Genomic DNA, 25,071 nt, shown 5'->3' on the forward strand with positions numbered 1-25,071 from the left:
GCAGGTCCACCGGCGCCGCGGGCTGCTTGACTGACCGCATGACCACACACGACGTCCTCGAGGCCTGGGCGACCGAGCTCGCCGACGCGCTCGGACTCCCGGCGGACACCGCGATCGACATCGACCTCGTGCTCGACCTCGCTCGTGACGCCGCGCACGGGGTCGCCCGGCCGGCAGCCCCGCTCACCACCTTCCTGGTGGGCTACGCCGCCGGGTTGCGGGGCGGCGCCCCGTCCGACGTCACCGCTGCGGCGGCCGTCGCGACGGAACGTGCCACGGCACGGGGCGACCGGACGGAGGCGTGAGCAGCACCGGCCTCGACTGGCGCGCCGCCCGCGACGAGGCGCACCGCCAGGGTGCGCTGCTCCGCCGCCCGCAGGAGACCGCGGGGCTCGACGCGGCGATCGGCCGGGTGCTCGCCGCCGACCTGTCCGCACCCGGCGCGGTCCCGGGGCACGACGGGGCGGCGATGGACGGCTGGGCGGTGGCGGGCGAGGGCCCCTGGCGGGTCGGGGAGCCGATCGTGGCCGGCGCGGACCCGACCTCCGAGGCGCTCGGACCCGGTCGGGCGCGACCGGTGACGACGGGCGCTCCCGTCCCCCCGGGCACGGACGCGGTGGTGCGGTCCGAGGACGCCGACGTCGACGGTTCCGGGCTGCTCGTCCGGCACACGGTGTCGAGCACGCGTCGGCACGTGCGGCCCGCCGGCGAGGAGGTCGCACGCGGGGAGCTCCTGTTCCCCGCCGGCACCCGCCTGACCCCGCCGCGGGTGGCGCTCGCGGCGGCCGCCGGCGTGGACGACGTGCCCGTGATCCCGGTCCCCGGTGTCCGGGTGGCCGTGCTCGGCGACGAGGTCGAGGGGGCGGGCGTCCCGCGGCCCGGTCGGGTCCGCGACGTGTTCAGCACGACCCTGCCGCACGTCCTGCGCGCGTTCGGCGCCGTGCCGTCGGGCGCGGTCCGGGTGCCCGACGACCTCGAGGCCACTGCTCGGGTGCTCGGCGGGGCGGACGCAGGACTCGTCGTGACGACGGGCGGCACCGCCGGATCGAGCGCCGACCACGTCCGCGGGGCCCTCGACCGCATCGGTGCGGAGGTGTTGCTCGACCGCGTCGACGTGCGCCCGGGCCGGCCCGCACTGCTCGCCCGGCGCCGCGACACCCTGTACCTCTGCCTGCCGGGCAATCCGATGGCCGCGATGGTCGCGCTCGTGCTGCTGGGCGAGCCGCTGGTCGCCGGGATGACCGGGCGTCCCGCCGAGGCACCGACGAGCGTCACGACAGCGGTCGACCTGCCGAACGACCGCCCGGGATCACTCGTGCTGGCGTACCGGTCGGCGGAAGGTGGCGTGGTGCCGACGGGCGTGGTGCCGGTGCGCCACCAGGGCTCGGCGATGCTGCGCGGGCTGGCCGACGCCGACGGGCTGCTCGTGGTGGAGCCGGGCGGTCGGAACGCCGGGGAGTCGGTGCCGGCCCTGGCACTCCCGTGGCGGTGAGCGGAGCGGTGGCCACGAACGGAGCTGTGGTCGCGCCCGCTCGGCGCTCCGGGCCCGCCGCCTGGCCGGTCGCCGCACCGGGGCTCCGCGTCCTGGCCCTGCACCGGTGCTGGTGGTAGACCCGACCCATGAGCCGGATCACCGCCCGGAAGCGCGTCACGCGCATCACCGTCGCGACCAGTCGATCAGTCCGCGAGGACTTCCTGGCCGTCGAGGAACCACTCGAGATCCGCGTCGGCGGGTCCGCGCTCGCGATCACCATGCGGACGCCCGGCAACGACGTCGACCTCGCCGCGGGGTTCCTGGTGTCCGAGGGCGTGATCGCACGCGGTGAGGAGTTCCTCGCTGCCCGGTACTGCGCCGGTGCGACGGAGGAGGGGCTCAACACGTACAACGTGCTCGACGTGACCCTCGCGCCCGGCGTCGCCGCTCCCGATCCCAGCCTGGAGCGGTCGTTCTACACGACCAGTTCGTGCGGGCTGTGCGGCAAGGCGAGCATCGACGCTGTCCGGACCCAGTCGCAGCACGCCGTCCACCACGACGACCTCGTGCTGGACCCGGCGCTCCTGGCCACGTTCCCGGACGAGCTGCGCGACGCCCAGGCCGTGTTCGAGAAGACCGGCGGGCTCCACGCGGCCGCACTCTTCGACGGGCACACCGGCGAGATGCTCGTGCTGCGCGAAGACGTCGGTCGGCACAACGCCGTCGACAAGGTCGTCGGGTGGGCGGTCAAGGAGGACCGGCTGCCCCTGTCCGGCACCGTCCTGATGGTCTCCGGCCGCGCGAGCTTCGAGTTGACACAGAAGGCTTCGATGGCCGGGATCCCCGTGCTCGCCGCGGTGTCCGCCCCGTCCTCGCTCGCCGTCGACCTGGCGAAGGAGGTCGGCGTGACGATCGTCGGCTTCCTGCGCGGGCAGAGCATGGTCGTGTACTCCCGACCGGAACGCATCACCGAACCCGCAGCCACCACCGCCACCACCAGCCGAGAGACCGTGGACGCACGATGACGAAGCAGCCCCCGACCGACGACGTGACCGACGCGGACCTCGAGGTCGGCGAGCCGAAGGACTGGGCGGCCGGCGTGCCCGGCGTGCTGCACTCGATGGGCCCGGCGCTCGAGCAGCTCGGTGCCGCGCGCACGCTCAAGCTCATGCTGTCGCTCAACCAGAAGGGCGGCTTCGACTGCATGAGCTGCGCCTGGCCCGACCCGGACAAGCGCAAGACGGCGGAGTTCTGCGAGAACGGCGGCAAGGCGGTCGTTTGGGAGGCCACGCCGGTCCTGGTCCCGCGCACGTTCTGGTCGGAGCACTCGATCCACGACCTCGCCGACAAGACCGAGTACTGGCTCGGGATGCAGGGTCGGCTCACCGAACCGGTGTGGAAGCCCGCCGGGAAGGACCACTACGAACCGGTCAGCTGGGAGCGGGCCTTCCGGATCATCGCCGACAAGCTGAACGGTCTCGACAGCCCGGACCAGGCGTCGTTCTACACGTCCGGCCGCACCTCGAACGAGGCGGCGTTCGTCTACCAGCTGTTCGTCCGGGCCTTCGGCACGAACAACCTGCCCGACTGCTCGAACATGTGCCACGAGTCGACCAGCCTCGCGATGGCCGAGGTCGTCGGCATCGGCAAGTCGACCATCGCGTACGACGACTTCGAGGAGACCGAGCTCATCATCGTGATGGGGCAGAACCCCGGCACGAACCACCCCCGCATGCTCACCGCGCTCGAGGACGCCAAGAAGAACGGCGCCGAGATCGTCGCGGTGAACCCGCTGCCCGAGGCGGGCCTCCGCCGCTACAAGAACCCGCAGCGCGTCCGCGGCGTCATCGGCGAGGGGACCCAGATCGCCGACCAGTTCCTCCAGATCCGGCTCGGCGGCGACATGGCGCTCCTGCAGGCGGTCGCGAAGCGCGTCGTGCTCGCGGAGCAGGCGGCGCCCGGCACCGTCGTCGACCACGCGTTCATCGCGGAGCACACGAGCGGCTACGACGCCTTCGTCGAGCACATCCTGCAGGTCGACGACGACGAGGTGGTCCGCGCCACCGGGCTGACCGTCGAGCAGATCGACGAGCTCGCCGAGCGGTACCTGCGGTCCGAGCGCACCATCATCACGTGGGCGATGGGCATCACCCAGCACACCAAGGCCGTGGACACGATCAAGGAGATCATCAACCTCCTGCTGCTCCGCGGCAACATCGGCAAGCCGGGCGCCGGCGCATCGCCGATCCGCGGCCACAGCAACGTGCAGGGCGACCGCACGATGGGCATCTGGGAGCAGATGCCGGACAGCTTCCTCGACGCCCTGGCCGAGGAGTTCCACTTCGAACCCCCGCGGGAGCACGGCGTCGACGCGCTGAAGGGCATCCACGCCATGCGCAACGGCGACGTGAAGTTCTGGATGGGCATGGGCGGCAACCTCGTCGCCGCGATCTCGGACTCGCAGCTCGCCGAGCAGGCCTTCCGTGGCACCGAGATGACCGTCCAGGTGTCGACCAAGCTGAACCGCTCGCACGCCGTCGTCGGGCAGGAGGCACTGATCCTGCCGACGATGGGCCGGACCGAGATCGACGTCCAGGCCTCCGGCCCGCAGTTCGTCTCCGTGGAGGACACCGTCTGCTCCGTGCACGGCAGCCACGGTCAGGTCCCGCCGGTGGCGCCCGGCCTGCTGTCCGAGGTCGCCATCGTGTGCGAACTGGCGCAGGCGACGCTCGGCGACCGCGTCCCGGTGGACTGGGCAGCGATGCGCGCCGACTACGGGGTGGTCCGCGACCACATCAGCCGTGTCGTGCCGGGCTTCGACGACTACTCGCGTCGCGCCGGCAGCAAGGAGGGCTTCGTCCTGCCGAACGGCCCCCGCGACTCGCGGACCTTCGCCACGGAGACCGGCAAGGCCATGCTCACCGTCAACGAGCTGGAGCACGTCGAGCGGCCGGAGGGCACGCTGCTGCTGCAGACCCTCCGCTCGCACGACCAGTACAACACCACGATCTACAGCCTCAACGACCGGTACCGGGGCATCAAGAAGGGCCGGCACGTCGTGTTCGTGAACCCGGACGACCTCGCCGAGCTCGGCCTCGAGGACGGACAGCACGTGGACGTCAGCACGGTGTGGCACGACGGCGTCGAACGGGTGCTGCGTGACCAGCGCATCGTCGCCTACCCGAGCGCGAAGGGGTGTGCGGCCGCGTACTTCCCGGAGGCGAACGTGCTCGTGCCGCTCGACAGCGCCGCGAAGGGCAGCAACACCCCGGTGTCGAAGGCCGTCCCGGTGAAGCTGACGCCCGTGGCCGGCTGACGCCGCACGTGTGGCCGACGGAGGACGCCTGGCGCCGGTCGGTGCCGGACCGGCTCGCCGCAGCCGTCGAGCGGTGGGACCTCCGCCCCGGAGCGGTGATCGAGGGCGGCAGCGTCTCGCACGTCCGCGCGGTCACCACCGCGGACGGCACAGCGGCCGTGCTCAAGCTCTCGTTCCCGCACCGTGAGGCCGGCTTCGAGGCGGCAGCGCTGACCTGGTGGGACGGTGCCGGCGCGGTGCGGCTGCTCGCCCACGACCCGGCCGACCCGTTCGTGCTCCTGCTCGAACGGTGCGGACCCGGGACGCGTCTGGCCGACCGCACCGACCTCGGCGCGGCCGAGCGGCTGACGATCGGCGCGGACGCCGTCGCGGGGCTCTGGGCTGCGGGGGTGCCCGACGACCCGCCGTTCGAACGGCTCGTGGACGTGTGCGACGAGTGGGCGGACCTGGCCGAGGAGCGGATGTGGACCCTCGCACCACCGCTCGACTCCGGCGTGGTCCGGCTCGGGGTCGGGCTGCTCCGGACACTCCCCCGCACCGCCGACCGCACCGTCGTCGTCCACGGCGACCACAACCCGGGCAACGTCCTGGCTGCGGAACGCGAACCGTGGCTCGTGATCGACCCGAAGCCGATGACGGGCGATCCCGCCTACGACCTGTGCCCGCTGCTCGTGCAGGTCGACGACCCTTTCGCGCTCGCCGACCCGGGCTCCGCGCTGGTCGACCGCACGGCGTTGCTGGCGGACCGGACGGACCTCGACCCGGCGCGGATCCGCGCCTGGACGGTGGCCCGGCTGGTCGAGTCCGCCCTCTGGCACGCCAGCCGGTCCGAGCTGCCGCAGGCGCAGGAGGATGCGGCGCGCGCAGCGCGCACCGCCGACCTGCTCGGGTGAGGAGCGACGCCCCGGCGTCGACGCGACCAGGCGACGGACGGGAGGCACGGTGCGGGTCCGCCACGCGCCTCCCGTCCGACAGGAGGACCCGACCGTCCACCCAGCGGATGACGACAGTGCGACGGCCGGTCCGTAGGGTCGGTACGGCGCACCGGGCCACCGGTGAGGGAAGGGGAAGACCGCGTGTTCGGAGCACTGACCGGAGTCCACGTCCTCGTCCTGATCGCGTTCCTCGCGCTCGACGTGGTCGCGCTCGTGCAGGTGTGGCGCGACCGACGGCGCAGCGATGCCATCAAGATCCTGTGGACGGTCGTCATCCTCTTCGTGCCCGTCGTCGGCGTGCTCGGGTGGGCGGTGAACTGGCTGCTCGGCAAGGCGGCCGACCGGTTGAACCGGGGCTCGTCGGCCTGACGCCGACCTCGGATCAGTCGTCTCCGAGCGCCGCGTCGACGAGCTCGGCCAGGTCGTTGGTGCCGCCGGCGGTGCGGTCGACGTGCGCCGTCCGCATGCCCGCGCCCCCGGCGCCCGCGATGTCCTTCTCCACGTCGTCGCCGACGAAGAAGCACGCGCCCGGGTCGACGCCGAGCCGGTCGGCCAGGGTCGTGAACGCGCGTCGGCCGGGTTTGTGCACCCCGATCTCCTCCGAGACGCACACGGCGTCGAAGGCGTCGGCGAGGCCGGTCCGTGCGAGCTTGTCGTGCTGCTGCGCCGCCGAACCGTTCGTCAGCAGGCCGAGCAGGTACCCGCGCTCTCGGAGGGATCCGAGCAGCGGGATCACGTCCGGGAAGACCCGCCACGAGTCTCGGTAGGCGACGAGGTAGTCGTCGAAGAGCGCGTCGAGCGCGTCCTCCGCCGTCGGCAGCGCGAGTCCGAGAGCCGGGAGGACGGTCCGGAGACGTTCACGACGTTGCTCCTGGAACCCGATCGCCCCTGAGCGCCAGCGCTCGTACTGCCGGTCCTCTGCCCGGGACCACGCGTCGAGGACGTCCTCCGTCACCGTGGCGCCGAGCCCGGTGAGGAACCGACGAGCGCCGGCGCGGGCGGCGCCACGGTGGTCGAACAGGGTGTCGTCGAGGTCGAAGCCCACGGCGCGGATCCGCTGCGCGGTCATGCCGCCGTGATCGCCCGGGCGCGGAGGTCCGAGGCGAGCATCATGTCGGTCGCGGCCTCGATCAGCCCGTCGGCGTCCCGGCGCTCGATGCGCCGCGAGGCGACGAGCGCCGCGATGCCCTGCATGGTCGCGGCGAAGAGCATCTTGAAGGCCGTGCGAGCCCCCTCGTCGCCGCCGTCCGTCGAGCGCGGTCCCATGGCCCCGTCGAGCACGGTGAACAGGGTCGCCGCCGACTCCCCCGCTGCTCCGACGCCGCCGCTGCCCTTCGCCTGGAACATCAGCTCCATGAGGGCCGCGTCGTCGATGGCGAACTCGACGTAGGCGTGCGCGACCGCGTGGAAACGCTCGGCGAGGTCCGACCCGGAACCGGCGAGCGCTCGGCGGACCGCGGCGGTGAGCCGGTCGAAGCCGCTCGTCGCGAGGGCGTCGAGCAGGGCCTGCCGGTCCACGAAGTGGCTGCGGGGTGCCCCGTGGCTGACACCGGTCCGACGGGCGAGGTCGCGGAGGGACAGCCCGTCGACGCCTGACTCGCGGAGCACGAGGACGGCCTCGTCGAGCAGCGCTGCGCGGAGGTTGCCGTGGTGGAACGGGCGGTCGGACACGGGACCATCCTAATCCCGGACTAGGCATTGCCTATTTTCTAGGCAGTGCCTAGATTAGGCAACATGCAGATCCTCGTGTTCGGAGCCACCGGTCAGACCGGTCAGCACTTCGTCCGTCTCGCCCTCGCCGCGGGGCACACCGTCCGAGCCGTGGCCCGGACACCCGCCAAGCTCAGGGTCGCCCACAGCGATCTCGAGGTGGTGCAGGGGTCGATCACCGAGCCGCTCGACCTCGACAGCCTCCTCGACGGTGTCGACGCGGTCGTCGCCATGCTCGGGGACCGCCGGGCGCAGGAGAAGCGGCGGATCAACGACGAGTTCGTCCGACAGCTGGTCCCCGCGATGCGACAGCGTGGCGTGCAGCGGTTCCTGTACCAGGCGGGCGGGCTGAGCGCGGTCCCCGGCAAGCGACTGCCGCTGGCGCTCCGGATCGTCCGAGCGACGATCGCGCGCAGCTACGACGGGCAACACCGGGACAACGAGGCGGTGATGCGCTTCCTCGACGCCGAGGCGCGCGACCTGCAGTGGGTCGTGCACCGTGCCGGCATCGGTTCGGACGGTCCGTCGAAGGGACGCCTGCGTCGATCGTCGTGGTGGATCAGCATCGGGACGTTCGTCGACTGCGCCGAGTACTCGCTGCGGCTCCCCGGCGACGACGGTGCGGTGCACACGTGCGACGGCAGCGCCTACGTGCGACGACGCTGACGCGCGACGGTCCGACGCGACGGCAGACGCCGCGCGAGCAGGCGTCCGAACTGCAGCTGGACGGCGAGCGTCACGATGCCGGCGACCAGCAGCCCGGCCAGGTTGACGAGCAACTGCACGGCGGCGCCACCGGCCTCGACCCACGCGCCGACGGCGAGCGTCAGGCCGATCGTGCCGACCGCGGGCACCGTCGTGATCGAGATGAAGACGCCGACGAGCGCGGACGGCTTGGACGAGGTGATCGAGAGCACCCCCGCGACGCCGGCGAGCGCGGCGATCACGAACGACCACCCGTCCGGCGACACGATGAACTCGGTCTGCCGACCGGTCGTCGCCTGCCGGTACGTGATCAGCCCGGCACCGTAGGCGGCCGCCCACACACCCCAGGACACGAGCGCCGACCCCGCGAAGCCGACCAGGAGCGTCGCCAGGGCGGCACCGGCGATGCCCAGCCGACGGCGGACGAGGGCGTAGCAGGTGGCGGCGATCGGCGCGAACTCCGGCCCGACGACCATCGCGCCGATGATGAGGATCGGCTGGTCGAGCAGACGGCCGATGCCGGCGATGAGCGTCGCCAGGAGCAGGAAGACGAAGAACGACACGGAGGGTCGGGCGTCCTCGCGGGAGCTGTCGGCGAGCTGTGCCCAGAGGACGCCGTCCGCGGGGTGCCCGGGTGCCGCGCGTTCGGCCGCGTCCGCCGCGTCCGACACCACCGTGACCGGGTCGTAGACGGCGATGCTGCCGTGCTCGGGCACCCCGGCGTGCCGGAGCATCCGCATGATGGTGTTCGCGTTCTCGCGCGCCATGTCGAAGAGCAGGACGTCCCCGGAACCGCCGAGGCTCGCACCCGGGAGGACGGTGACGTCGGAGACGGTCGGGTCGGCGGCGAGCCGGGAACGGAGGTCGTCCGCCAGCGGGGTGGGGGCGGACACGCGGACCGAGAGCATGTCGCCAGTGTGGCGGACCGGGCGCCCGTCGTCCCGGCGACGCGGCCACCCCTCCGGTCAGCGCACCGGTGCGACGGTCCGCGTGACGACCCAACGGTGCTTGCCGATCATCCGGTCCCGCTCGAACCCCGCCTGCTCGAACGTCGAGAGCGCCCCGTGGAAGAGGAACCCCGCCGGCACGGTGCCCGCGGGCTCCGGGTACCCCTCGACCCGACCGCCGCCCGCAGCCGCGATCAGGTCGAGCGCACCGCGGAGTGCGGTGGCCGCCACGCCCCGCCGTCGATGACCGGCGCGGACGTAGTTGCAGCCGATCCGCCAGTCCGGCAGGGGCGTCTCACGCGTCGCGTCGTACCGGCGCCGGTTCTTGATGTGCACGATCTCGGACACCGGGCCGTACTGGCACCACCCCACGCAGCGGTCGCCCTCGAAGACCAGCGCCGCGTGGGCCGTGCCGGACAGGACCCGGGTGCGCTTCCGGTCGCGGTTGCAGGAGGCGTCGCGCGTGAGCCCCTCCTCGTGGAACCCGTTGCACCAGCACCCGCTCGGGTACCCGGCGCTCGAGGCGCAGAGCTCCTCGAACGCGTCCCAGGTCGTCGCGTCGAGCGGTCGGACGGTCCGCGGCGGTACGGTCGTGGTGTCGTCAGCGTCCATGCTGCCTCCCGCTCCGCAGGCTACCGGGGCGGGGGCCGCACGGGACGTGCACGCTCGTCAGGCGGTGATGCGCTTCCGTCCGGCGACGCGGACGATCAGGCCGGCCACGACACCGCCGACGATCGGCGCGACGATGAACACCCAGAGCTGCGCCAGCGGGGTCGCACCACCGTAGATCGCGGTGGCGATGGAGCGGGCCGGGTTCAGGGAGGTGTTGCTCACCGGGATGCTCACGAGGTGCAGGAGGGTCAGGGTCAGGCCGATCCCGAGCGGGGCCACGGCCTGGTACTCCTTCTTCGCGGTGATCGACAGGATCACGGCGATGAACACGCCGGTCAGGATCGCCTCGACGAGGAACACCGAGCCGAATCCGAAGCCGCTCGGGCTCGACGGACCGAACCCGTTCGAGGCGAATCCGGCTTCCCGGGCCGCGGCCAGGGCGCCGGCCTTCCCGCTGAGCACGGCGGCCAGCAGGCTCGTCGCGACGACGCCGCCGACGACCTGCGACACGATGTACCCGGGGACGTGCTTCGCGTCGGTCCGGCCGGCGGCGAGCAGGCCGAGCGTGACGGCCGGGTTGAAGTGCCCGCCCGAGATGTGTCCGACCGCCGAGATGCCCGCGACGAGCGTCAGGCCGAACGCCAGCGCCACGCCGAGGAACCCGACGCCCTGCTGGTTGTCCGTCGCACTCGGCACGTTCGCGGCGAAGAGCGCGGTACCGATGCCGGCGAAGACGAGCAGGAACGTGCCGAAGAACTCCGACGCGTACCGCGCGAGCGGGGACCACGCCTGGGCGTCCTCCCGCCGCTGCTCGGAGGTGGACCTGCTCACACCGCTCGCGGTGCGGGCCCGTGCGGTGCTGGTGCGGTCAGGGTTGGTGTTCTTCGGCATGGCGGCCTCCTCGGCTGTTCGTTCGACGGGGTCCTGATCCGTGGTGGTGCGATGTGCCGGACGTTCGTCGTCCGGACACGACGAACGCCGCCGGCCTGGCAGCGGGCGGCGTCCGTGGTGGGTGTTCGGTTGTGCGGGTCCGGGGTGCCCGGGAGTCAACGCGTCACTGGACGCGCGAGGGCTCTTGGTCGTTCTCGTCGTCGCCCGGGATGTGGACGTCCTGGATGGTGACGTTGACCTCGGCGACCTCCATGCCGACGATCTGCTCGAGGGCGCGGGACACGCTGCCGCGGACGCCGTCGGCGACCTGCTGCAGGGCGACGGGGTACTCGGCGACGATCACGATGTCGGCTGCGACCTGCTTCTCGCCGACCTCGACCTTGACGCCCTGGCCGTGGTCGCGCTGGCCGATGGCGTCGCGGATCGCGCCGATGGCGCGGGCGGCGCCGGAGCCGAGCGAGTGCACGCCGTTGACCTCGCGGGCGGCGATGCCGGCGACCTTCTCGACGACCGAGTCGTCGATCGTGGTCTTGCCGGTCGTGCCCTGAGCGGCGTGGCTCGCCGGACGTGCGGCGGTGGTGGGGGTGGTCGTGGTGTCGGCCATTGCTTCGGTCTCCTTCCGAGTGCCCGCCGGGTCGTCCCGGCGGTTGCTGTCACCGGTGTGACGAGCGGACCCCAGCGTTCGTCACGTCCCCCGTCCAGGTCTCGGCGCGGTCCCAGACAGCGGGCGTCGACGGCTTACCCTGTCCCCCGTTCCGTCGTCGGCACGCCGGAAACGGCCGTCGCGCTTCGCGCGCGTCCACGCGTGCGGACGGGAGGCCCGTGGCGGCGTCGCCACGGGCCTCCGGTCCGGTGGGTGGCCACGTCAGCGGCCGGGTGTGCCGTCCGCCACGTGACGGACCCCGGGCGTCGGGGGCTCGGCAGTCGCCGCGGCCGGACGGACGTCCAGCGGCTCCGACAGGGCCTCGCGGATGATCCTGCGCGGGTCGTACCGACGCGGGTCGAGGTCGGACCAGTCGACGTCGACGCCGGTCTGCTGCTCGATCTCCGCCTTCGTCGCGTCCGCCCATCCACGCACTCGACGGACGAACACCGCGAGTTGCCGGGAGTACGTGACCAGACGCTGCGGGCCGAGGAAGAACGCGGCGATGACCAGGATGACGACGATCTTGTCGACGTCCACGGTGTGTCAGTCCCGGGGTGCCGCGGGCGGGACGTCCGGGGTGGCCTCGTCGCCGGCCCGGACCTCCTTGCGGAAGACGGTGAACGACTGTCCGAGCCCCTTCGCGAGGGCGGGGAGCTTGGTCGCGCCGAAGAGCAGGACGACGATGGCGAGCACGATGAGCAGGTGCGCGCCGGTGAGGTTGCCGAGCATGATGGTTCCTTCCGGGGTGCGGTGTGGGTGTGGTGGCGAGCGGTCAGGATCCGCGGACGGGCACCAGGTCGTCCGCGGTGGGCAGGTCGGCGCCGCGCCGAGCCACGGTGACGGCCGCGGCGCGGGAGCAGGTCCGGCCGAGTCCGAGGAGGGTCGGGGAGTCGAGTCCCCCGAGCCGTGTCCGCTCGTCCTGCTGTGTGTCGGCCGTCGCGTCTGCCGACGTGTCGGGCTGGCGTGTCAGCTGCCAGACGAGGGCTGCGGTGTAGGTGTCGCCGGCGCCGACGGTGTCGACCACGCTGGTGTGCGCTGCCGGGACGTGCACCCGGTGCGTCGGGGAGGCGAGCACGGAGCCCGCTGAGCCCGCAGTGACGACGGCGAGCCCGGCACCGAGCGCGAGGACGCGGTCGAGGACGGCGTCGGCGTCGCCGAGTTCGGGCCAGAGCCAGGCGGCGTCCTCGTCGGAGAGCTTCGCCACCGAGGCGAGGGCGGAGAGCTCCTCGACCCGGGCGAGCACCTCGGCGCGTGGGCCGAGCAGCGCGGGACGGACGTTCGGGTCGAAGGAGACGGAGCCCCCGGCCGCGGAGGTCTGGCGAGCGGCATCCAGCACCGAGTCCGCCCCGGGCTCGAGGAACGCTGCGATCGAGCCGACGTGCAGCCACGCGGGCGTCTCGTCGAGTCCCGGCAGGTCCCACGTGATGTCGAACTCGTACCGTGGCTGCCCGCCAGGGCCGAGGCGGACCGTCGCCGTGGACGTCCGTCCGGCGCCGGCCGACCCGGGGGCGATCCGGACACCGGAGGCGCGGAGGTGCTCCGCGATGCGACGACCACGCTCGTCGTCAGCGAACCGGGTGGCGAACTCCACGTCGCACCCGAGGCGCGCGAGGCCGAGGGCGACGTTCGCGGGGCTCCCGCCGGGCACCTCGCGGACGTCGTCGCCTCGGCCGGAGTCACCGTGGACGACGTCGACGAGCGCCTCTCCGGCGACGGTGATGGTGGCCACGGGCGTCAGGCGGTCGCTGCTGCGACGGTCGCTACCGGGCCCGACGCCGGGGCGACGGCACCGCCGAGCGCCCAGTACGACGCGCCCGCTGGCGCCTCGACCGACCACGGCGGTGCCTGCAGCGGGTAGACGCGCGTCGTCACCGAGCGCCCGGCGCTCGTGAACACCTCGACCACGGAGCCGTCGAGCAACACTCGGACCGCCGGGAGGTCCGAGTCCGGGTCGAACGGCGCACGGACCACCGCGGAGCTCGGGTCGGCGCGGTGGTCCGTACTGGCACGCGAACGGTCGACGGTCAGCGTGTCCGCCGCGGTGTCGACCACGATGTCGAGGTGCTCGTCCGCGCCGAACCGGATGCGGATGCACCCGTCGACCGGCGTCGGCAGCACGATCTCGGTCTGTGCGCCGATCGTCGCACCGTGCCCGGGCTGGGCCTCCCCGCGGCGGAGGGCGTCGACCGCGCGGTGTGGTGCGGTCGCGAGGCGGCCGTCGGCGATCCATGCTCTGCGCGGCAGGGATATCGCCCCGGACCAGCCAGCCTGCCGGGTCCAGTCCTCGGTCCGGCCCTCGGTGATCCAGCCGAACAGCACCGGGCCCCAGGAGCCTGCACGCATGACGGACGCGGCGTAGAAGTGCTGGCCGTCGTCGACGCGGTGTGGACGCGGTGCGCCGGAGAGCGGGATGGCGATCACGTCGGCCGGTCCGTCGCGGTGCGACCACGAGGCGACGATCACCACCTCCTCACCGTCGACACGGATGACCTGGGGACACTCCCACCCCTCGCCCGTGTCGATGCCGTCGATGGTGTCGCGGGTCATGGCGAGCATGTCCCCCTCGTGCTCCCAGTGCACGCCGTCCGCGGAGCGGTAGTGCCGCACGGACGCGACCCCGTCCGCGGAGGCCGCTCCGACCGCCATCGACCAGCCGGCCTCGTCGGACCAGACGAACGGGTCGCGGAACATGGTGATCGCCTCGTCAGCGGCGGGGTCGGCGACGACCTGTACCGGAGTTCCGAAGGTCGCGCCGCCGTCCGTCGACTCCGCGAGCAGCACCGACTGGAACGGGCTGTGGTCGACCTTGCCGGAGTAGTAGGCACGGACGACGCCGTCGTGGAGGACGGTGTTGCCCGACCACGCTCCGCCGGAGTCAGCACCACCGGGGACCGGGACGATCGCCGGGCGGTGGAGCGTCCAGTGCACGAGGTCGTCACTCGTGGCGTGCCCCCACTCGACCGGAACGTCGAGGTCGACTCGCGGTCGCGACTGGAAGTACAGGTGCGCCTGTCCGCCGATGTCGATCGGCCCGTTCGGGTCGTTGAGGTACCCGCGCGGGATGCGGAGGTGGAACTGGGGCAGGTGGTGGTCGGGTGCGGCGTGCACGGCGGCTGCTTCCTGGTGGGGTGCGGAGTGGAGGCTGGGGTCGTTCCCGTGGGCGACGGTGTGCCGGGGCGTGGTCATCGGGACGACCCCGCCGTGACGCCCTCGATGAAGTACCGCTGGGCGAAGACGAAGAGCAGCACGCTCGGGATCATCGTCAGCACGACTCCGGCGAGCACGACGGAGATCGAACCGGTACCGAGGTTGCCCTGCAGGCCGACGAGGCCGAGCGGCAGTGTGAAGGTGTCCTGCTGGTTGAGGAAGATCAGCGGTCGGTAGTACTCCGCCCAGAAGCCCGAGAAGTTCAGGATCGCGAGGGTCGCGATGGCCGGGCTGGCCATCCGCGCGTACACGTGGCGGAAGACACCGAACTGGGTCGCGCCGTCGATGCGCGCGGCTTCGCCGAGCTCCCTCGGCATCTGCATGAAGTACTGCCGCATGAGGAACGTCCCGAAGGCGCTGCCGAGCGCGGGCACGATGAGCGACGCGATCGAGCCGGTCAGGCCCATGTCCTTGAGGATGACGAACACCGGGATGATGATCGTCTGGATCGGCACCATCATCGTCGCGAGGAAGATCCCGAAGATCGTGTTCTTGCCCGGGAAGCTGATCATCGCGAAGGCGTAGCCGGAGAGCGTGCACGTGATGGTCTGCCCGACCACGATGAGGAGCGTCACGATGACGCTGTTCACGAAGAACTGCCCGATCGGGATCTGGTTGAACACTGCGGCGTAGTTGCTGAAGTCCCAGGACAGCGGGATCCACTGCGGTGGGTTGTCGAACGACTCCGCCGGGGTCCGCAGCGAGGTGGTGAGGGTCCAGAGCAACGGGCCGAGGGCGAACACCGCGGCGATGACCAGGATGACCAGGCCGATGACGCTGCCGACCGTCGCGACCGGACGGCGACGCCTGACGATGTGGGTGAGGCTCGGCTGCGCGACCGTCTCCGGCGCGTGCAGGGGGTTGAGGACGTCGGTCGTCGTCATTGGTAGAACACCAGCTTTCGTGCGGCGATGAACTGGATCCCGGTGATGACGCCGATGATCACGAGCAACAGGATCGCGATGGCGGACGCGAACCCGAACTGCAGGTTCTGGAACCCGGCCTGGTAGAGGGAGATGGTGGCGGTGGTGGTGGACGTGCCCGGCCCGCCCTTGGTCATGATGTACGGCTGGTCGAACAGCTGCATCGCGTTGATCATGGCGATGACGGTGGCGAACAGGATCGTCGGGCTGATGAGCGGGATCTTGATGCGGAAGAGCGTGCGCCACGGGCCGGCACCGTCGATCGCAGCAGCCTCCTGGACGTCGACCGGCACCGACATGAGCGCGGCGACGAAGAGCACGAACGTGAAGCCGACCTGCTGCCACACCACCACGAGGATGATCGTGACCTTCGCCCAGAACGGGTCGTTGAGCCAGTGGGCTCCGGGCAGCCCGATCGCGTTCAGGTAGTAGTTGATGAGCCCGAACTTGGTGTCGAAGATGTAGCCCATGAAGATCGACACCGCAGCGGACGACGCGAGGAGCGGCAGGTAGAACGACGTCCGGAAGAAGACGCGGGTGGCGTTGCGCTTCCGGTTGTTCGCCAGGACCGCCAGCAGCATGCCGAGCGAGATCTGCAGCACGACGATGCCGATCGCGAGCGCGATCGTCACGCCGAACGACGCGAGGACGGGCCCGTCGGTGAAGAGCCGCGTGTAGTTGTCGAGGCCGACGAACTTCGGGCTGGTGATCACGTCCCACGACGTGAACGAGAGCCCGAGCGAGGCGAGGATCGGGATGAGGGTGAAGACGGCCACGAAGACCACCGCCAGTCCGATCATCGCGTAGCCGAACGAGGCCTCGCGGCGGCGGACGCGTCGCGCCGCCGGCCGGCGGGCTGCGACCTCGGCAGCCCGCCGGGAACGGAGTCCGGTCGCAGCGCTCATCACGACGCCTGCGAGGCGGCCTTCTCGATGTCGGCCTGCAGGCCGTCGAGCGCCTTCTTCGCGTTGCCCGACGAGATCGCCTGCGTCGTGCGCTGGTTGAGGGCCGTCGCGAGCGCGTTGTAGTACGGCGGCGCGGAGATCGGGACCGAGTTGTCGAGCTGGTCGTAGAACACGGACCAGTGCTCCGGACCGGTCGTCTTGTACCGGTCCGCGGTGAGCAGCGACTTCTGCGCGGGGGTCGTGACGTTGCCCGGCCACAGCGCATCGAAGCTCTCCGGCTGCACCATGAGCTTGATCACCTCGAATGCGAGGTCCTTCTGCTTCGACGAGTTGAAGATGCCGTAGCCGCCGGCACCGAAGAGCGACTTGTTGCTCTTCCAGGTCGGGAACTCGACCACGTCGAAGCTGCCGTCCTTCATGCCCGCGTTGTGCAGGCCACCCGCCCAGAAGCCGCCGCCGATCGTCATGCCGATGCGGCCGGACGCGAAGAGGCCCTGCAGCGTGCTCCCGCCACCCACGTCGGGCGAGGGCGACGCGCCGGACTTCTGCAGGTCGATGACGTACTCGAGCGCCTCGACCGCGGCGTCGGAGTTGGCCGTCGGGTCGCCCCACTTCCAACCGCCCTTGCGTCCGCTGACCCCGACCGCGTTGTCGGCGAATGCATTGCTGTTCCAGAGCCAGTCACCGCCGGAGTAGCGACCCTCCTCGAGCAGGTTGCCGTCGTTCGCGTAGAGGAACGAGGTCCAGCTGCCCCAGAGTCGGACGACCCAGTCGAAGGCGTACGTGCCGCCGCCGACCTTCGCGATGCTCTCCGCGGAGGACCGGAACTGGTCCATCGTCCAGTCCGACGCCGGCCGCGAGAGCCCCGCCTTCTCGAACAGGGACGTCGAGTAGAACATGCTGCCCGCGTTGAAGCTGTCGGGCAGCGTGTAGAGGTGCCCCTCGTACATCGTCGACTCGAGGAGCGACGGGTGGATGCCACTGAAGTACGTCTTCAGGCCGGACAGGTTCTTCGTGACGTGGTCGTCGAGCGGCGTCAGCAGGTTCTTCGACGCGAGCAGCTGCTGTCCCTCGGTCGCGACGCTGACGATGTCGGGGACGTCACCCGAGGCGATCTGGGTGAGGACCTTCGCGAGGAAGTCGTTCCAGTCGGTCCCGTTGATGGCCGTGACCTGCAGGCTCGCCTTCTTGTCGAGCTGCTTGATCTTCGGCTCGATGGCCTTCTGCAGTGCGGTCGCGGCGCTCTGCTCCCCGAAGTAGAGCATCTTCACCGTGCCGGACGTGGTCGCGCCGCTGCCCGAGGTCGAGCAGGCTGCCAGCGATCCGATGCCGGCCAGGGCGAGCCCCGCGCCACCGAACTTGAACAGCGTGCGCCGGTCGATCGGTGTGCTGAATCCGTTCGCCATGGGTCGCTCCTCTCTGAGCGATCGTGGCCCCGCCGTTCGGGGCCAATACGTATTTGCAAGGTGACTGTACACACCGGGCCGCCGGTAGGCAATACGTATTTGCTCATGCCATGATGGAGTGTCGAAGGAGGACCGATGGCGAGCCGGAAACGGACAGCGCAACCACGTCGCGTCACGATGAAGGACGTCGCGCGGCAGGCCGGGGTGTCCCAGCCGACGGTGTCGTTCGTGCTGAACGACCGTCGCGACGTCTCGGTGGCCGAGGAGACGCGCGCACGGGTGTGGGAAGCGGCGAAGGCGCTGAACTTCCAACCGAACCGGGCCGCGCAAACCCTCCGGTCGAACCGGTCGTACACGGTCGGCGTCATCGCGGACCGACTCGTCTCGCAGCCCTACGCCGGCCACATCGTGCTCGGTGTGCAGCAGGCGGTGCAGGAAGCCGGGTACGTCTGCTTCGTGGTGGAGACGGCGCAGACCTCCGACGGGGGGAAGGCGGCGGTGGCGAACCTCGTGCAGCAGGGCGTCGCCGGGCTCATCTACGCGGCCCCCGGACCCGAGGACGTCGCACCGGTCGCGGGTGCGGACGACGTGCCGACCGTTTTCGTCAACTGCTACCCGCCCGGGAACGCTCCTGCGGTGACCGTGCTCGCGGACGAGTTCCAGGGCGGCCACGACGTCGCCGCAGCCGTCTTCGCCGCCGGACACACCAGGGTCGCGTTCCTCGGCGGGCCCCAGGACGACTACGCCTGTCGGGAGCGCAAGCGCGGTTTCGACGAGGCCGCCACGGCTGCGGGCATCGCGCTGAGCGACGTGCCGGTCCGGTTCGGCAACTACCAGGTGGGCTCCGGACACGACCTGGCGATGGCGATCCTCACCGACGACCCGCCGACAGCGATCGTCTGCGGCAACGACCGGATGGCCGTCGGCGCGTTGATGGCAGCCCAGTCACTCGGCCTGCGGTGCCCCGAGGACATCAGCATCGTCGGCTTCGACGACCAGCCCGACCTCGCCGACCAGATGCACCCGCCTCTGACGACGGTGGCACTCCCCCACCAGCAGATGGGGTTCGACGCCGGCACCCTGCTGCTCGCCGAACGACAGCAGCCGGGCCGCCACCTCGTGCCGTGCGAGTACGTACCGCGCAACTCCCTCGCCGCGCCAGGTGCGGCCCCGACCCACGAGGACACGCCGTGACCGACCAGCCGACCACGCACTTCCGACCGACGGACGGGTTCGTGGGCGACGTCATCCCGGTCGCCCTCGACGGCACCGCCTGGCTGTACTACCTGCTCGACGAACGGCCCGATGCTCCCCCGCTCGAGCGGACGACCGGCATGCCCTGGGGAGCGGTCACCACGACGGACTTCGTCTCCTTCGAGGACCACGGCATCGTCCTGCCTTCCGGCGGACCGGACGCCAGCGACCACGACTGCTACACGGGCAGTGTGGTCCGGGGCGACGACGGCACGCTCCACCTGTTCTCCACGGGCCACAACCCGCACGTGACGGTCGAGACCGAGGACGGACGCAAGGACGTCCAGGTGGTCTGTCACGCCACCTCCGACGGCGATCCGACCACCTGGACGAAGCACCCTGAGTGGGATCTGCCCGCGCTGCCCGGCTACGCCCCGGAGGACTGGCGCGACCCGTTCGTCCACCGGCCGTCCACCGGAGGTCCGTGGCAGATGCTCCTCGCCACCCGGCGTCCGGACGAGCCGTACCGTCGCTCGGGTCTGGTCGCCCGACTCGAATCCGACGACCTCGTGACCTGGCGGGACGCGGAGCCGCTCTGGGCGCCGCACCGGTTCATCGCCCACGAGTGCCCCGATGTCTTCCGGTGGGGCGACTGGTGGTACCTCGTGTACTCCGAGTTCTCCGACGCGTTCTGCACCCGGTACCGCATCGCGACCTCACCCGACGGCCCGTGGCTCGCACCCGCCGACGACACCGTCGACGGCCGTGCGTTCTACGCGGCCAAGACGGTCGCGCTCGGCGACGACCGCTTCTTCGTCGGCTGGATCGCGACGAAGGAGGGCGAGTGCGACGCCGGCTCCTGGCAGTGGGCGGGCACCATGGCGACGCTCCAGGCACACCAGCGACCGGACGGGTCGCTGCGGTTCGACCTGCCCGAGCGGCTGCAGCGGACGTACGCGGACGAGCTCGACGTCACTGACGCGTTCACCCCGACCAACGGTGCCGCCGCGTCGGTCGGCCACGACGCGCGGGACCGGTACGCAGCCTGGGTCGGCCCGCAGGTGCCGGCAGAGGCACTCGTGACGATCGACCTCGACGTGGACGCCGACACCCGCGCGTTCGGCGTCCTGCTCCGCACGAGCAACGACGCCGAGGAGGGCTACGCGCTCCGCCTCGAGCCGGGCCGTCGCCGGATGGTGCTCGACCGCTGGCCACGTGGTTCGACCGGCGGTGAGCAGTGGCAGATCCTCGGCGACGTGCCGCACGCCGTCGAGCTGGAGCGTCCGGTACCCCTCGACCCCGGCCCGCACCGGCTCGTCGTGCACCTGGACGGTGACCTCTGCGTGGCGGTCGTCGACGGTTCGGTCGCGCTGAGCACGCGGCTCTACGACCGCCCGTCCGGGCGGCTCGCCCTCTTCGCGCAGGACGGCGCGTTCACGCTGCGGCGAGCGCTCGTCGCGACTCGCTGACGGACGGGAGGCACGGTGCGGGCTAGCACCGTGCCTCCCGTCCGCCCGTGGTCGCGACGATCCTCGGCTGTCGCCCCGGCGGACGGCGCAGGATGGCGCGGTGTTCATCCCCACCCGCGTTGCCGGACTCGACGCGCTGCACGACTTCGTGCCACGCGCCGCCGGCGACTACCGCCGTGACCGCAACCACGACCTCGGACCGTCCCGGACGAACGTCTCCGGCCTGTCGCCGTACATCCGGCACCGGCTCGTGACCGAGCAGGAGGTCGTCGACGCCGTCCTCGAACGGCACAGCCTGCACGCGTCGGAGAAGTTCGTCCAAGAGGTCTTCTGGCGCACCTACTGGAAGGGGTGGCTCGAACAGCGACCGGACGTGTGGCGGCGGTACCGGGCCGAGGTCCGTGCGCTGCTCGCCGGGGATCCGCCAGACGGCTACGAGGACGCGGTCGCGGGCAGGACCGGCATCGACGCGATGGACGCCTGGGCCCGCGAGCTCGTCGAGACCGGCTACCTGCACAACCACGTCCGGATGTGGTTCGCGAGCATCTGGGTCTTCACGCTGGAGCTCCCGTGGCAGCTCGGCGCCGATTTCTTCCTCCGGCACCTGCTCGACGGCGACGCCGCGTCGAACACGCTGTCGTGGCGGTGGGTCGCGGGACTCCAGACCCGCGGCAAGACGTACCTGGCGACGACGGAGAACATCGCGCGGTACACCGAGGGGCGGTTCGCACCGACCGGGCTCGCGACGACCGCGCGGGTGTTCGACGAGGACCCGTTCCCGCCTGCGGTGCCGATCGGGCCGGAGGACGTCGTCGGCGAGGTCGGGTCGCGGGTCGGTCTGCTGCTGCACGAGGAGGACCTCGAACCGACATCGCTCCTCGCTGCCCTCGCGTCGGACGTCCCCGAGCTGCGCGGGACCGCCGTCGTCGCGGACGCCGGCGCCCGCTCGCCCGGGGCCGTCTCTCCGCTCGTCGAGGCGTTCACGACCGGAGCCATCGCGGACGCTGCGGCTCGGACGAGCGATGCCGACGGGCGTCCCGCGACGACACTCGACTCCGCCGACGCGTCGACCGTCGTGGACTGGGCGCGCTCGGAAGCGCTCGACACGGTCCTCGTGCCGTACGCCCCGGTCGGCCCGGTGCAGGAGCGACTCGACGCACTCCGGCCGGCACTCGCCACGGAGGGCGTGGAGCTGGTGACGGTGCGACGGCCGTGGGACAGCCGCGCGTGGCCGTTCGCATCGCGGGGCTTCTTCCCGTTCAAGGAGCGGATCCCGGGGTTGCTGCGGGATCGCTGACCCACGCTGACGGGATCGGACGAGCAGGAGCTCCGGTCAGACGACGACCGCGACGACGGACAGGACGAACGCGAGGACCGCGGCGCTCGACCGGAGGGTGTCGATCCGCTCCCACCGCGTGACGACCCGGCGCCAGTCGGCCGGCGGGTGCTGCGGATCCCAGTCGTTGACCCGGATGTTGATCGGCACCGTCCCGGTGAACGAGGCCACGACGAACAGCACGAGCGCTGCCGACCCGGCGATGGCCCACCCGAGCCCCTCGCCGCGCCCGCCGACGACCAGTGCGGCCACGGTCACGAGCACGGCCGGGAGCATCAGCGCCGGCACCACGATGCGGAGGGAGCGCACGAGCGCGATCCGGGCCCGGAGGTGTGCTTCGTCGGGCAGAGCGCGGAGCGCGGGGCCGACACCCCAGCGCACGATGAACTCCTCCCCGGCGAGCAGACCGACGAGGACGAGCTGGACCACGAGGAGCGCCGTCACGGCGCGCATCCTGGGGTCCGGGTGACGGGACTGCTGTGCACGGTTCCTCCTCTGGTCGACCACCCCAGGATCGCCCAGCGCGCTGACGCGGCGCTGACGTCGTGCTGACACGCGGAGCCCGACGGGTCCGTCCCGCGCAGCCGCGACCGTTCGCGGGCACCCCTGTAACGTCGGCGACCGCACCCGTAGCGTGGGGCGATGGACCTCGAACGCATCTGGCCGCTCTTCGGCCTCCGCATCACGACGCCGCGACTGGCGTTGTGTCCGGTCCGCGACGACGACCTGCCGGGACTCGTCACGGCGGCACTGTCCGGGGTCCATGATCCGGCGCGGATGCCCTTCGGGGTGCCGTGGACCGATGCCGAGCCGGAGGCCATGGCGCGTTCCCTGGCGCAGTACCACTGGAAGCTCCGGTCGACGGCGACCCCCGAGTCGTGGGGCGTCGGCTTCACCGTGCTCCGTGACGGCGTCCCCGTCGGGGTGCAGGAGCTCCACGCCCGGCAGTTCGCCGCGCGCAGGACCGTCGAGAGCGGGTCCTGGATCGCGAAGGGCCACCAGGGCGTCGGGCTCGGGACGGAGATGCGGGCGGGACTGCTGCTGTTCGCCTTCGACCACCTCGGGGCGGAGTGGGCCGAGTCGAGCGCCGCGGCGTGGAACGAGCCGTCGCGTCGGGTCTCGGCGAAGCTCGGCTACCGCGAGAACGGCGTGACGCGCGTGCGGACGAGACCGGACGAGGTCGTCGACGAGGTCCGGGTGCGGTTGCACCGCGACGACTTCGTCCGTCCGGCCTGGACGCTCGGCACCGCAGGTGCCCGGGCGGCGGTCGCGCTCCTGTCCGGGACGGCCGGGTGAGCGCGGTGCAGTCTCCCGCCGTGACGGACGGGAGGCGCGGTGCCGGCCCGCACCGCGCCTCCTGTCCGTCGGGTGGTCACCCGAGCGGTTCGACGCCGTAGGCGGCGACCACGGCCCGCAACTCGTCGAGGTAGGTCTGTGCCTGCACCGTCAGGGGCACCGACGTGTGCGCGATCCAGCCGATCTCGATCCGCTCGTCCACGTCGAGCGGGATCGCGACGATCTCGGGGTCGAGGTCGTCGCTGATGAGGCCCGTCGAGATGGTGTAGCCGCCGAGGCCGATCATGAGGTTGAAGATCGTCGCACGGTCCGACACCCGGATCTCCCGCTTGCTCGACATCGTCGACAGGATCTCCTCGGCCAGGTAGAAGGAGTTGTTCGCACCCTGGTCGAACGTGAGCCGGGGCAGGTCGGCGAGGTCGTCGAGGGTGGCGCGCTCCCGCGAGGCGATCGGGTTCCGTCGGGCGACGAAGATGTGCGGCTGGGCGACGAACAGCGGGGTGAAGACGACCCCGGCATCGCGGAACAGCTTGCCGAGCACCTGCCGGTTGAAGTCGTTGCGGTACAGGATGCCGACCTCGCTCCGGAGGGTGCGGACGTCCTCGATGATGTCCCAGGTGCGGGTCTCGCGGAGGGAGAACTCGTACTCGTCGGCGGCGGCTCCCTCGACCATGCGGACGAAGGCCTCCACCGCGAACGAGTAGTGCTGGGCGGAGACCCCGAGGAGGCGGCGTGACCGCTGCCGTCCCACGTAGCGCTGTTCGAGGAGGGACACCTGCTCGACCACCTGCCGGGCGTAGCCGAGGAACTCGACGCCGTCGACGGTCAGCACGACCCCACGGGCCGAACGGGTGAACAGGGGGCGGCCGATGCGGGTCTCGAGGTCCTTCATCGCGGCGGACATGGTCGGCTGCGAGACGTAGAGCAGGTCGGCCGCGGCGCTGATCGACCCTTCGGACGCGACCTCGATGAAGTAGCGCAGCTGTTGCAGCGTGATGTCGTTCGAGACCCGGGCCATAGGCGCAGGCTATACCGCCGCATAGCGACTCGGTATTACCTGATGCCCGGCGATCCCCTGCATGATCGGAGGACCCCATCCACCGGGCCCAGCGGGCCGCACGACGCACGGACGGCCGACCATGACGAACGACCCCTCCTTCAGCATCACCCGGACGCGGTTCGACGAGGACTACTCCCCCGCGGACAGCTCCCGGCTGACCACGAACTTCGCCAACCTGGCGCGTGGCGAGCAGCGGCAGCAGAACCTCCGCAACGCGCTCGGGATGATCGACGGACGGCTGAACGAGCTGGCGGGGGCGGACGGCCGCTACCGTGTGGCGCTCGACATCGTCTCGGTGTCGCTGGGGTTCTCGGACGGTGGGGCCGACGCCGAGTTCCCGCTGCTCGAGATGCTCGACGTCACGATCGTCGACCAGCACACCGGCGAGCGCCACCAGGGCATCCTCGGCAACAACTTCTCCTCGTACCTCCGCGACTACGACTTCTCGGTGCTGCTGCCCGCGTCGACGTCCGGCGTGCCCTCGGACTTCGGCCGGCTGCACGGGGCGCTCTTCCAGCGGTTCCTCTCGTCGTCGGCGTTCCACGACGAGTTCGACGCCGAGCCCGTGGTCTGCATCAGCGTCTCGACCAGCCAGACCTACCGCCACACCGGGTACGTCCACCCCGTCCTCGGCGCCGAGTACGCGCACGAGCACTCTTCGCTCACCGACGACTACTTCGGCCGGATGGGCATGGAGGTCCGGTACTTCCAGCCGGTCGGCTCGACGGCACCGCTCGCGTTCTACTCACGTGGCGACGTCACGTCGGACTACTCGGAGCTGCAGCTCATCGGCACCATCGCCACGATGGAGACGTTCCAGAAGATCTACCGCCCCGAGATCTACGCCGCGAACACCCCGGCCGGCAGCGTGTACAAGCCGACCCTCGACCACAGCGACTTCACGCCCGTCCCGGTCACCTACGACCGTGCGGAGCGGAGCCGCCTGGGGGTCACGCAGGGCCGGTGGACCGAGGAGCACCTCGTGATCCCGCACGGCGACCTGCTCGCCCGGTTCGCCGCCGACCCCGTTGCCCTCTGA

At 71.5% G+C, this 25,071-nt stretch carries 27 protein-coding genes; 12 read left to right on the forward strand and 15 right to left on the reverse strand.

Translation table 11 applies throughout. The features are described 5' to 3' along the window. Positions 1–38 precede the first annotated feature (38 nt). From Csp2054_RS18030 to Csp2054_RS06120, 6 genes are all read left to right on the forward strand, one after another. Positions 39–305, forward strand: coding sequence for a DUF6457 domain-containing protein (locus Csp2054_RS18030; protein ID WP_176491583.1), 267 nt, complete (start codon positions 39–41; stop codon positions 303–305). After that, positions 302–1,492, forward strand: a complete 1,191-nt coding sequence (locus Csp2054_RS06100; RefSeq protein ID WP_096898407.1) for a molybdopterin molybdotransferase MoeA — start codon at positions 302–304, stop codon at positions 1,490–1,492. The genes Csp2054_RS18030 and Csp2054_RS06100 overlap by 4 nt, the downstream gene beginning before the upstream one ends. 128 nt (positions 1,493–1,620) lie before the next feature. Then, positions 1,621–2,499, forward strand: a complete 879-nt coding sequence (fdhD, locus tag Csp2054_RS06105; RefSeq protein ID WP_096898408.1) for a formate dehydrogenase accessory sulfurtransferase FdhD — start codon at positions 1,621–1,623, stop codon at positions 2,497–2,499. After that, positions 2,496–4,790, forward strand: coding sequence for an FdhF/YdeP family oxidoreductase (locus tag Csp2054_RS06110; RefSeq protein WP_096898409.1), 2,295 nt, complete (start codon positions 2,496–2,498; stop codon positions 4,788–4,790). The genes fdhD and Csp2054_RS06110 overlap by 4 nt, the downstream gene beginning before the upstream one ends. Before the next feature lie 8 nt (positions 4,791–4,798). Beyond that, on the forward strand, positions 4,799–5,683 hold the full coding sequence (locus tag Csp2054_RS06115) for an aminoglycoside phosphotransferase family protein (protein WP_217990873.1): 885 nt from the start codon (positions 4,799–4,801) through the stop codon (positions 5,681–5,683). Positions 5,684–5,866: 183 nt separating this feature from the next. Continuing rightward, entirely contained in the window at positions 5,867–6,094 is a 228-nt protein-coding gene (locus Csp2054_RS06120; RefSeq protein ID WP_217990874.1) for a PLDc N-terminal domain-containing protein, read from the forward strand. Between the two features lie 13 nt (positions 6,095–6,107). Here the strand turns inward: Csp2054_RS06120 and Csp2054_RS06125 are convergent, their stop codons facing one another. Further along, positions 6,108–6,794: an HAD family hydrolase gene (locus tag Csp2054_RS06125; RefSeq protein ID WP_096898411.1), complete on the reverse strand. Its 687-nt coding sequence runs from the start codon at positions 6,792–6,794 to the stop codon at positions 6,108–6,110. Next, positions 6,791–7,396 carry a TetR/AcrR family transcriptional regulator gene (locus tag Csp2054_RS06130; RefSeq protein WP_096898412.1) on the reverse strand — a complete coding sequence of 202 codons (606 nt, stop codon included), beginning with the start codon at positions 7,394–7,396 and terminating at the stop codon, positions 6,791–6,793. Before Csp2054_RS06130 ends, Csp2054_RS06125 begins: the two co-directional genes overlap by 4 nt. A 63-nt stretch (positions 7,397–7,459) precedes the next feature. Here Csp2054_RS06130 and Csp2054_RS06135 point away from each other — a divergent pair, with 63 nt between their 5' ends. Then, positions 7,460–8,101, forward strand: a complete 642-nt coding sequence (locus tag Csp2054_RS06135; protein WP_096898413.1) for an NAD(P)-dependent oxidoreductase — start codon at positions 7,460–7,462, stop codon at positions 8,099–8,101. Here Csp2054_RS06135 and Csp2054_RS06140 read toward each other — a convergent pair. The 11 genes from Csp2054_RS06140 to Csp2054_RS06190 all read right to left on the reverse strand — a co-directional run bounded on the left by Csp2054_RS06140 (position 8,083) and on the right by Csp2054_RS06190 (position 17,677). Further along, complete coding sequence (locus Csp2054_RS06140; RefSeq protein ID WP_096898414.1) at positions 8,083–9,048, reverse strand: DUF389 domain-containing protein; 966 nt, start codon at positions 9,046–9,048, stop codon at positions 8,083–8,085. The genes Csp2054_RS06135 and Csp2054_RS06140 overlap by 19 nt on opposite strands. A gap of 57 nt (positions 9,049–9,105) precedes the next feature. Next, positions 9,106–9,699 (reverse strand): GNAT family N-acetyltransferase, encoded by a 594-nt coding sequence (locus Csp2054_RS06145; RefSeq protein WP_096898415.1) that lies wholly within the window; start codon positions 9,697–9,699, stop codon positions 9,106–9,108. A 57-nt stretch (positions 9,700–9,756) separates the two neighbouring features. Further along, positions 9,757–10,590 (reverse strand): aquaporin Z, encoded by an 834-nt coding sequence (aqpZ, locus tag Csp2054_RS06150; protein WP_096898416.1) that lies wholly within the window; start codon positions 10,588–10,590, stop codon positions 9,757–9,759. A gap of 163 nt (positions 10,591–10,753) precedes the next feature. Beyond that, positions 10,754–11,194: an Asp23/Gls24 family envelope stress response protein gene (locus Csp2054_RS06155; protein WP_096898417.1), complete on the reverse strand. Its 441-nt coding sequence runs from the start codon at positions 11,192–11,194 to the stop codon at positions 10,754–10,756. A gap of 261 nt (positions 11,195–11,455) precedes the next feature. Beyond that, a complete protein-coding gene (locus Csp2054_RS06160) occupies positions 11,456–11,773 on the reverse strand; it encodes a Sec-independent protein translocase TatB (protein WP_096898418.1) in 318 nt (105 codons plus the stop codon). A gap of 6 nt (positions 11,774–11,779) precedes the next feature. Next, on the reverse strand, positions 11,780–11,965 hold the full coding sequence (locus Csp2054_RS06165; protein WP_096898419.1) for a twin-arginine translocase TatA/TatE family subunit: 186 nt from the start codon (positions 11,963–11,965) through the stop codon (positions 11,780–11,782). Positions 11,966–12,008: 43 nt separating this feature from the next. After that, a complete protein-coding gene (locus tag Csp2054_RS06170; protein WP_255252633.1) occupies positions 12,009–12,965 on the reverse strand; it encodes a carbohydrate kinase family protein in 957 nt (318 codons plus the stop codon). A 5-nt stretch (positions 12,966–12,970) separates the two neighbouring features. Continuing rightward, positions 12,971–14,422 carry a glycoside hydrolase family 32 protein gene (locus Csp2054_RS06175; protein WP_096898420.1) on the reverse strand — a complete coding sequence of 484 codons (1,452 nt, stop codon included), beginning with the start codon at positions 14,420–14,422 and terminating at the stop codon, positions 12,971–12,973. Beyond that, positions 14,419–15,327 carry a carbohydrate ABC transporter permease gene (locus Csp2054_RS06180; RefSeq protein ID WP_096898421.1) on the reverse strand — a complete coding sequence of 303 codons (909 nt, stop codon included), beginning with the start codon at positions 15,325–15,327 and terminating at the stop codon, positions 14,419–14,421. Before Csp2054_RS06180 ends, Csp2054_RS06175 begins: the two co-directional genes overlap by 4 nt. Further along, entirely contained in the window at positions 15,324–16,271 is a 948-nt protein-coding gene (locus Csp2054_RS06185) for a carbohydrate ABC transporter permease (RefSeq protein WP_096898422.1), read from the reverse strand. Before Csp2054_RS06185 ends, Csp2054_RS06180 begins: the two co-directional genes overlap by 4 nt. Next, complete coding sequence (locus Csp2054_RS06190) at positions 16,271–17,677, reverse strand: ABC transporter substrate-binding protein (protein ID WP_096898423.1); 1,407 nt, start codon at positions 17,675–17,677, stop codon at positions 16,271–16,273. Before Csp2054_RS06190 ends, Csp2054_RS06185 begins: the two co-directional genes overlap by 1 nt. A 135-nt stretch (positions 17,678–17,812) precedes the next feature. Here Csp2054_RS06190 and Csp2054_RS06195 point away from each other — a divergent pair, with 135 nt between their 5' ends. The 3 genes from Csp2054_RS06195 (at position 17,813) to Csp2054_RS06205 (ending at position 21,637) form a co-directional block, all read left to right on the forward strand. Beyond that, positions 17,813–18,871, forward strand: coding sequence for a LacI family DNA-binding transcriptional regulator (locus Csp2054_RS06195; protein ID WP_096898424.1), 1,059 nt, complete (start codon positions 17,813–17,815; stop codon positions 18,869–18,871). Beyond that, complete coding sequence (locus Csp2054_RS06200) at positions 18,868–20,340, forward strand: GH32 C-terminal domain-containing protein (RefSeq protein WP_096898425.1); 1,473 nt, start codon at positions 18,868–18,870, stop codon at positions 20,338–20,340. The genes Csp2054_RS06195 and Csp2054_RS06200 overlap by 4 nt, the downstream gene beginning before the upstream one ends. A gap of 100 nt (positions 20,341–20,440) precedes the next feature. Next, positions 20,441–21,637, forward strand: coding sequence for an FAD-binding domain-containing protein (locus Csp2054_RS06205; RefSeq protein WP_096898426.1), 1,197 nt, complete (start codon positions 20,441–20,443; stop codon positions 21,635–21,637). Positions 21,638–21,673: 36 nt separating this feature from the next. Here Csp2054_RS06205 and Csp2054_RS06210 read toward each other — a convergent pair whose 3' ends face one another. Continuing rightward, positions 21,674–22,120 carry a DUF1772 domain-containing protein gene (locus Csp2054_RS06210; protein WP_217990875.1) on the reverse strand — a complete coding sequence of 149 codons (447 nt, stop codon included), beginning with the start codon at positions 22,118–22,120 and terminating at the stop codon, positions 21,674–21,676. A 198-nt stretch (positions 22,121–22,318) separates the two neighbouring features. Here Csp2054_RS06210 and Csp2054_RS06215 point away from each other — a divergent pair, with 198 nt between their 5' ends. Continuing rightward, entirely contained in the window at positions 22,319–22,972 is a 654-nt protein-coding gene (locus Csp2054_RS06215) for a GNAT family N-acetyltransferase (protein ID WP_096898428.1), read from the forward strand. Between the two features lie 76 nt (positions 22,973–23,048). Here Csp2054_RS06215 and Csp2054_RS06220 read toward each other — a convergent pair whose 3' ends face one another. Continuing rightward, a complete protein-coding gene (locus Csp2054_RS06220) occupies positions 23,049–23,990 on the reverse strand; it encodes a LysR family transcriptional regulator (RefSeq protein WP_096898429.1) in 942 nt (313 codons plus the stop codon). A 121-nt stretch (positions 23,991–24,111) separates the two neighbouring features. On the opposite strand from Csp2054_RS06220, the gene Csp2054_RS06225 reads away from it, so the two are divergent. Then, the gene (locus tag Csp2054_RS06225) at positions 24,112–25,071 is read left to right on the forward strand and encodes a putative oxygenase MesX (protein WP_096898430.1); all 960 of its coding nucleotides are present in this window, start codon (positions 24,112–24,114) and stop codon (positions 25,069–25,071) included.

It is taken from the genome of Curtobacterium sp. 'Ferrero', from assembly GCF_002412165.1.
In the GTDB taxonomy this organism is placed as follows: Bacteria; Actinomycetota; Actinomycetes; order Actinomycetales; family Microbacteriaceae; genus Curtobacterium.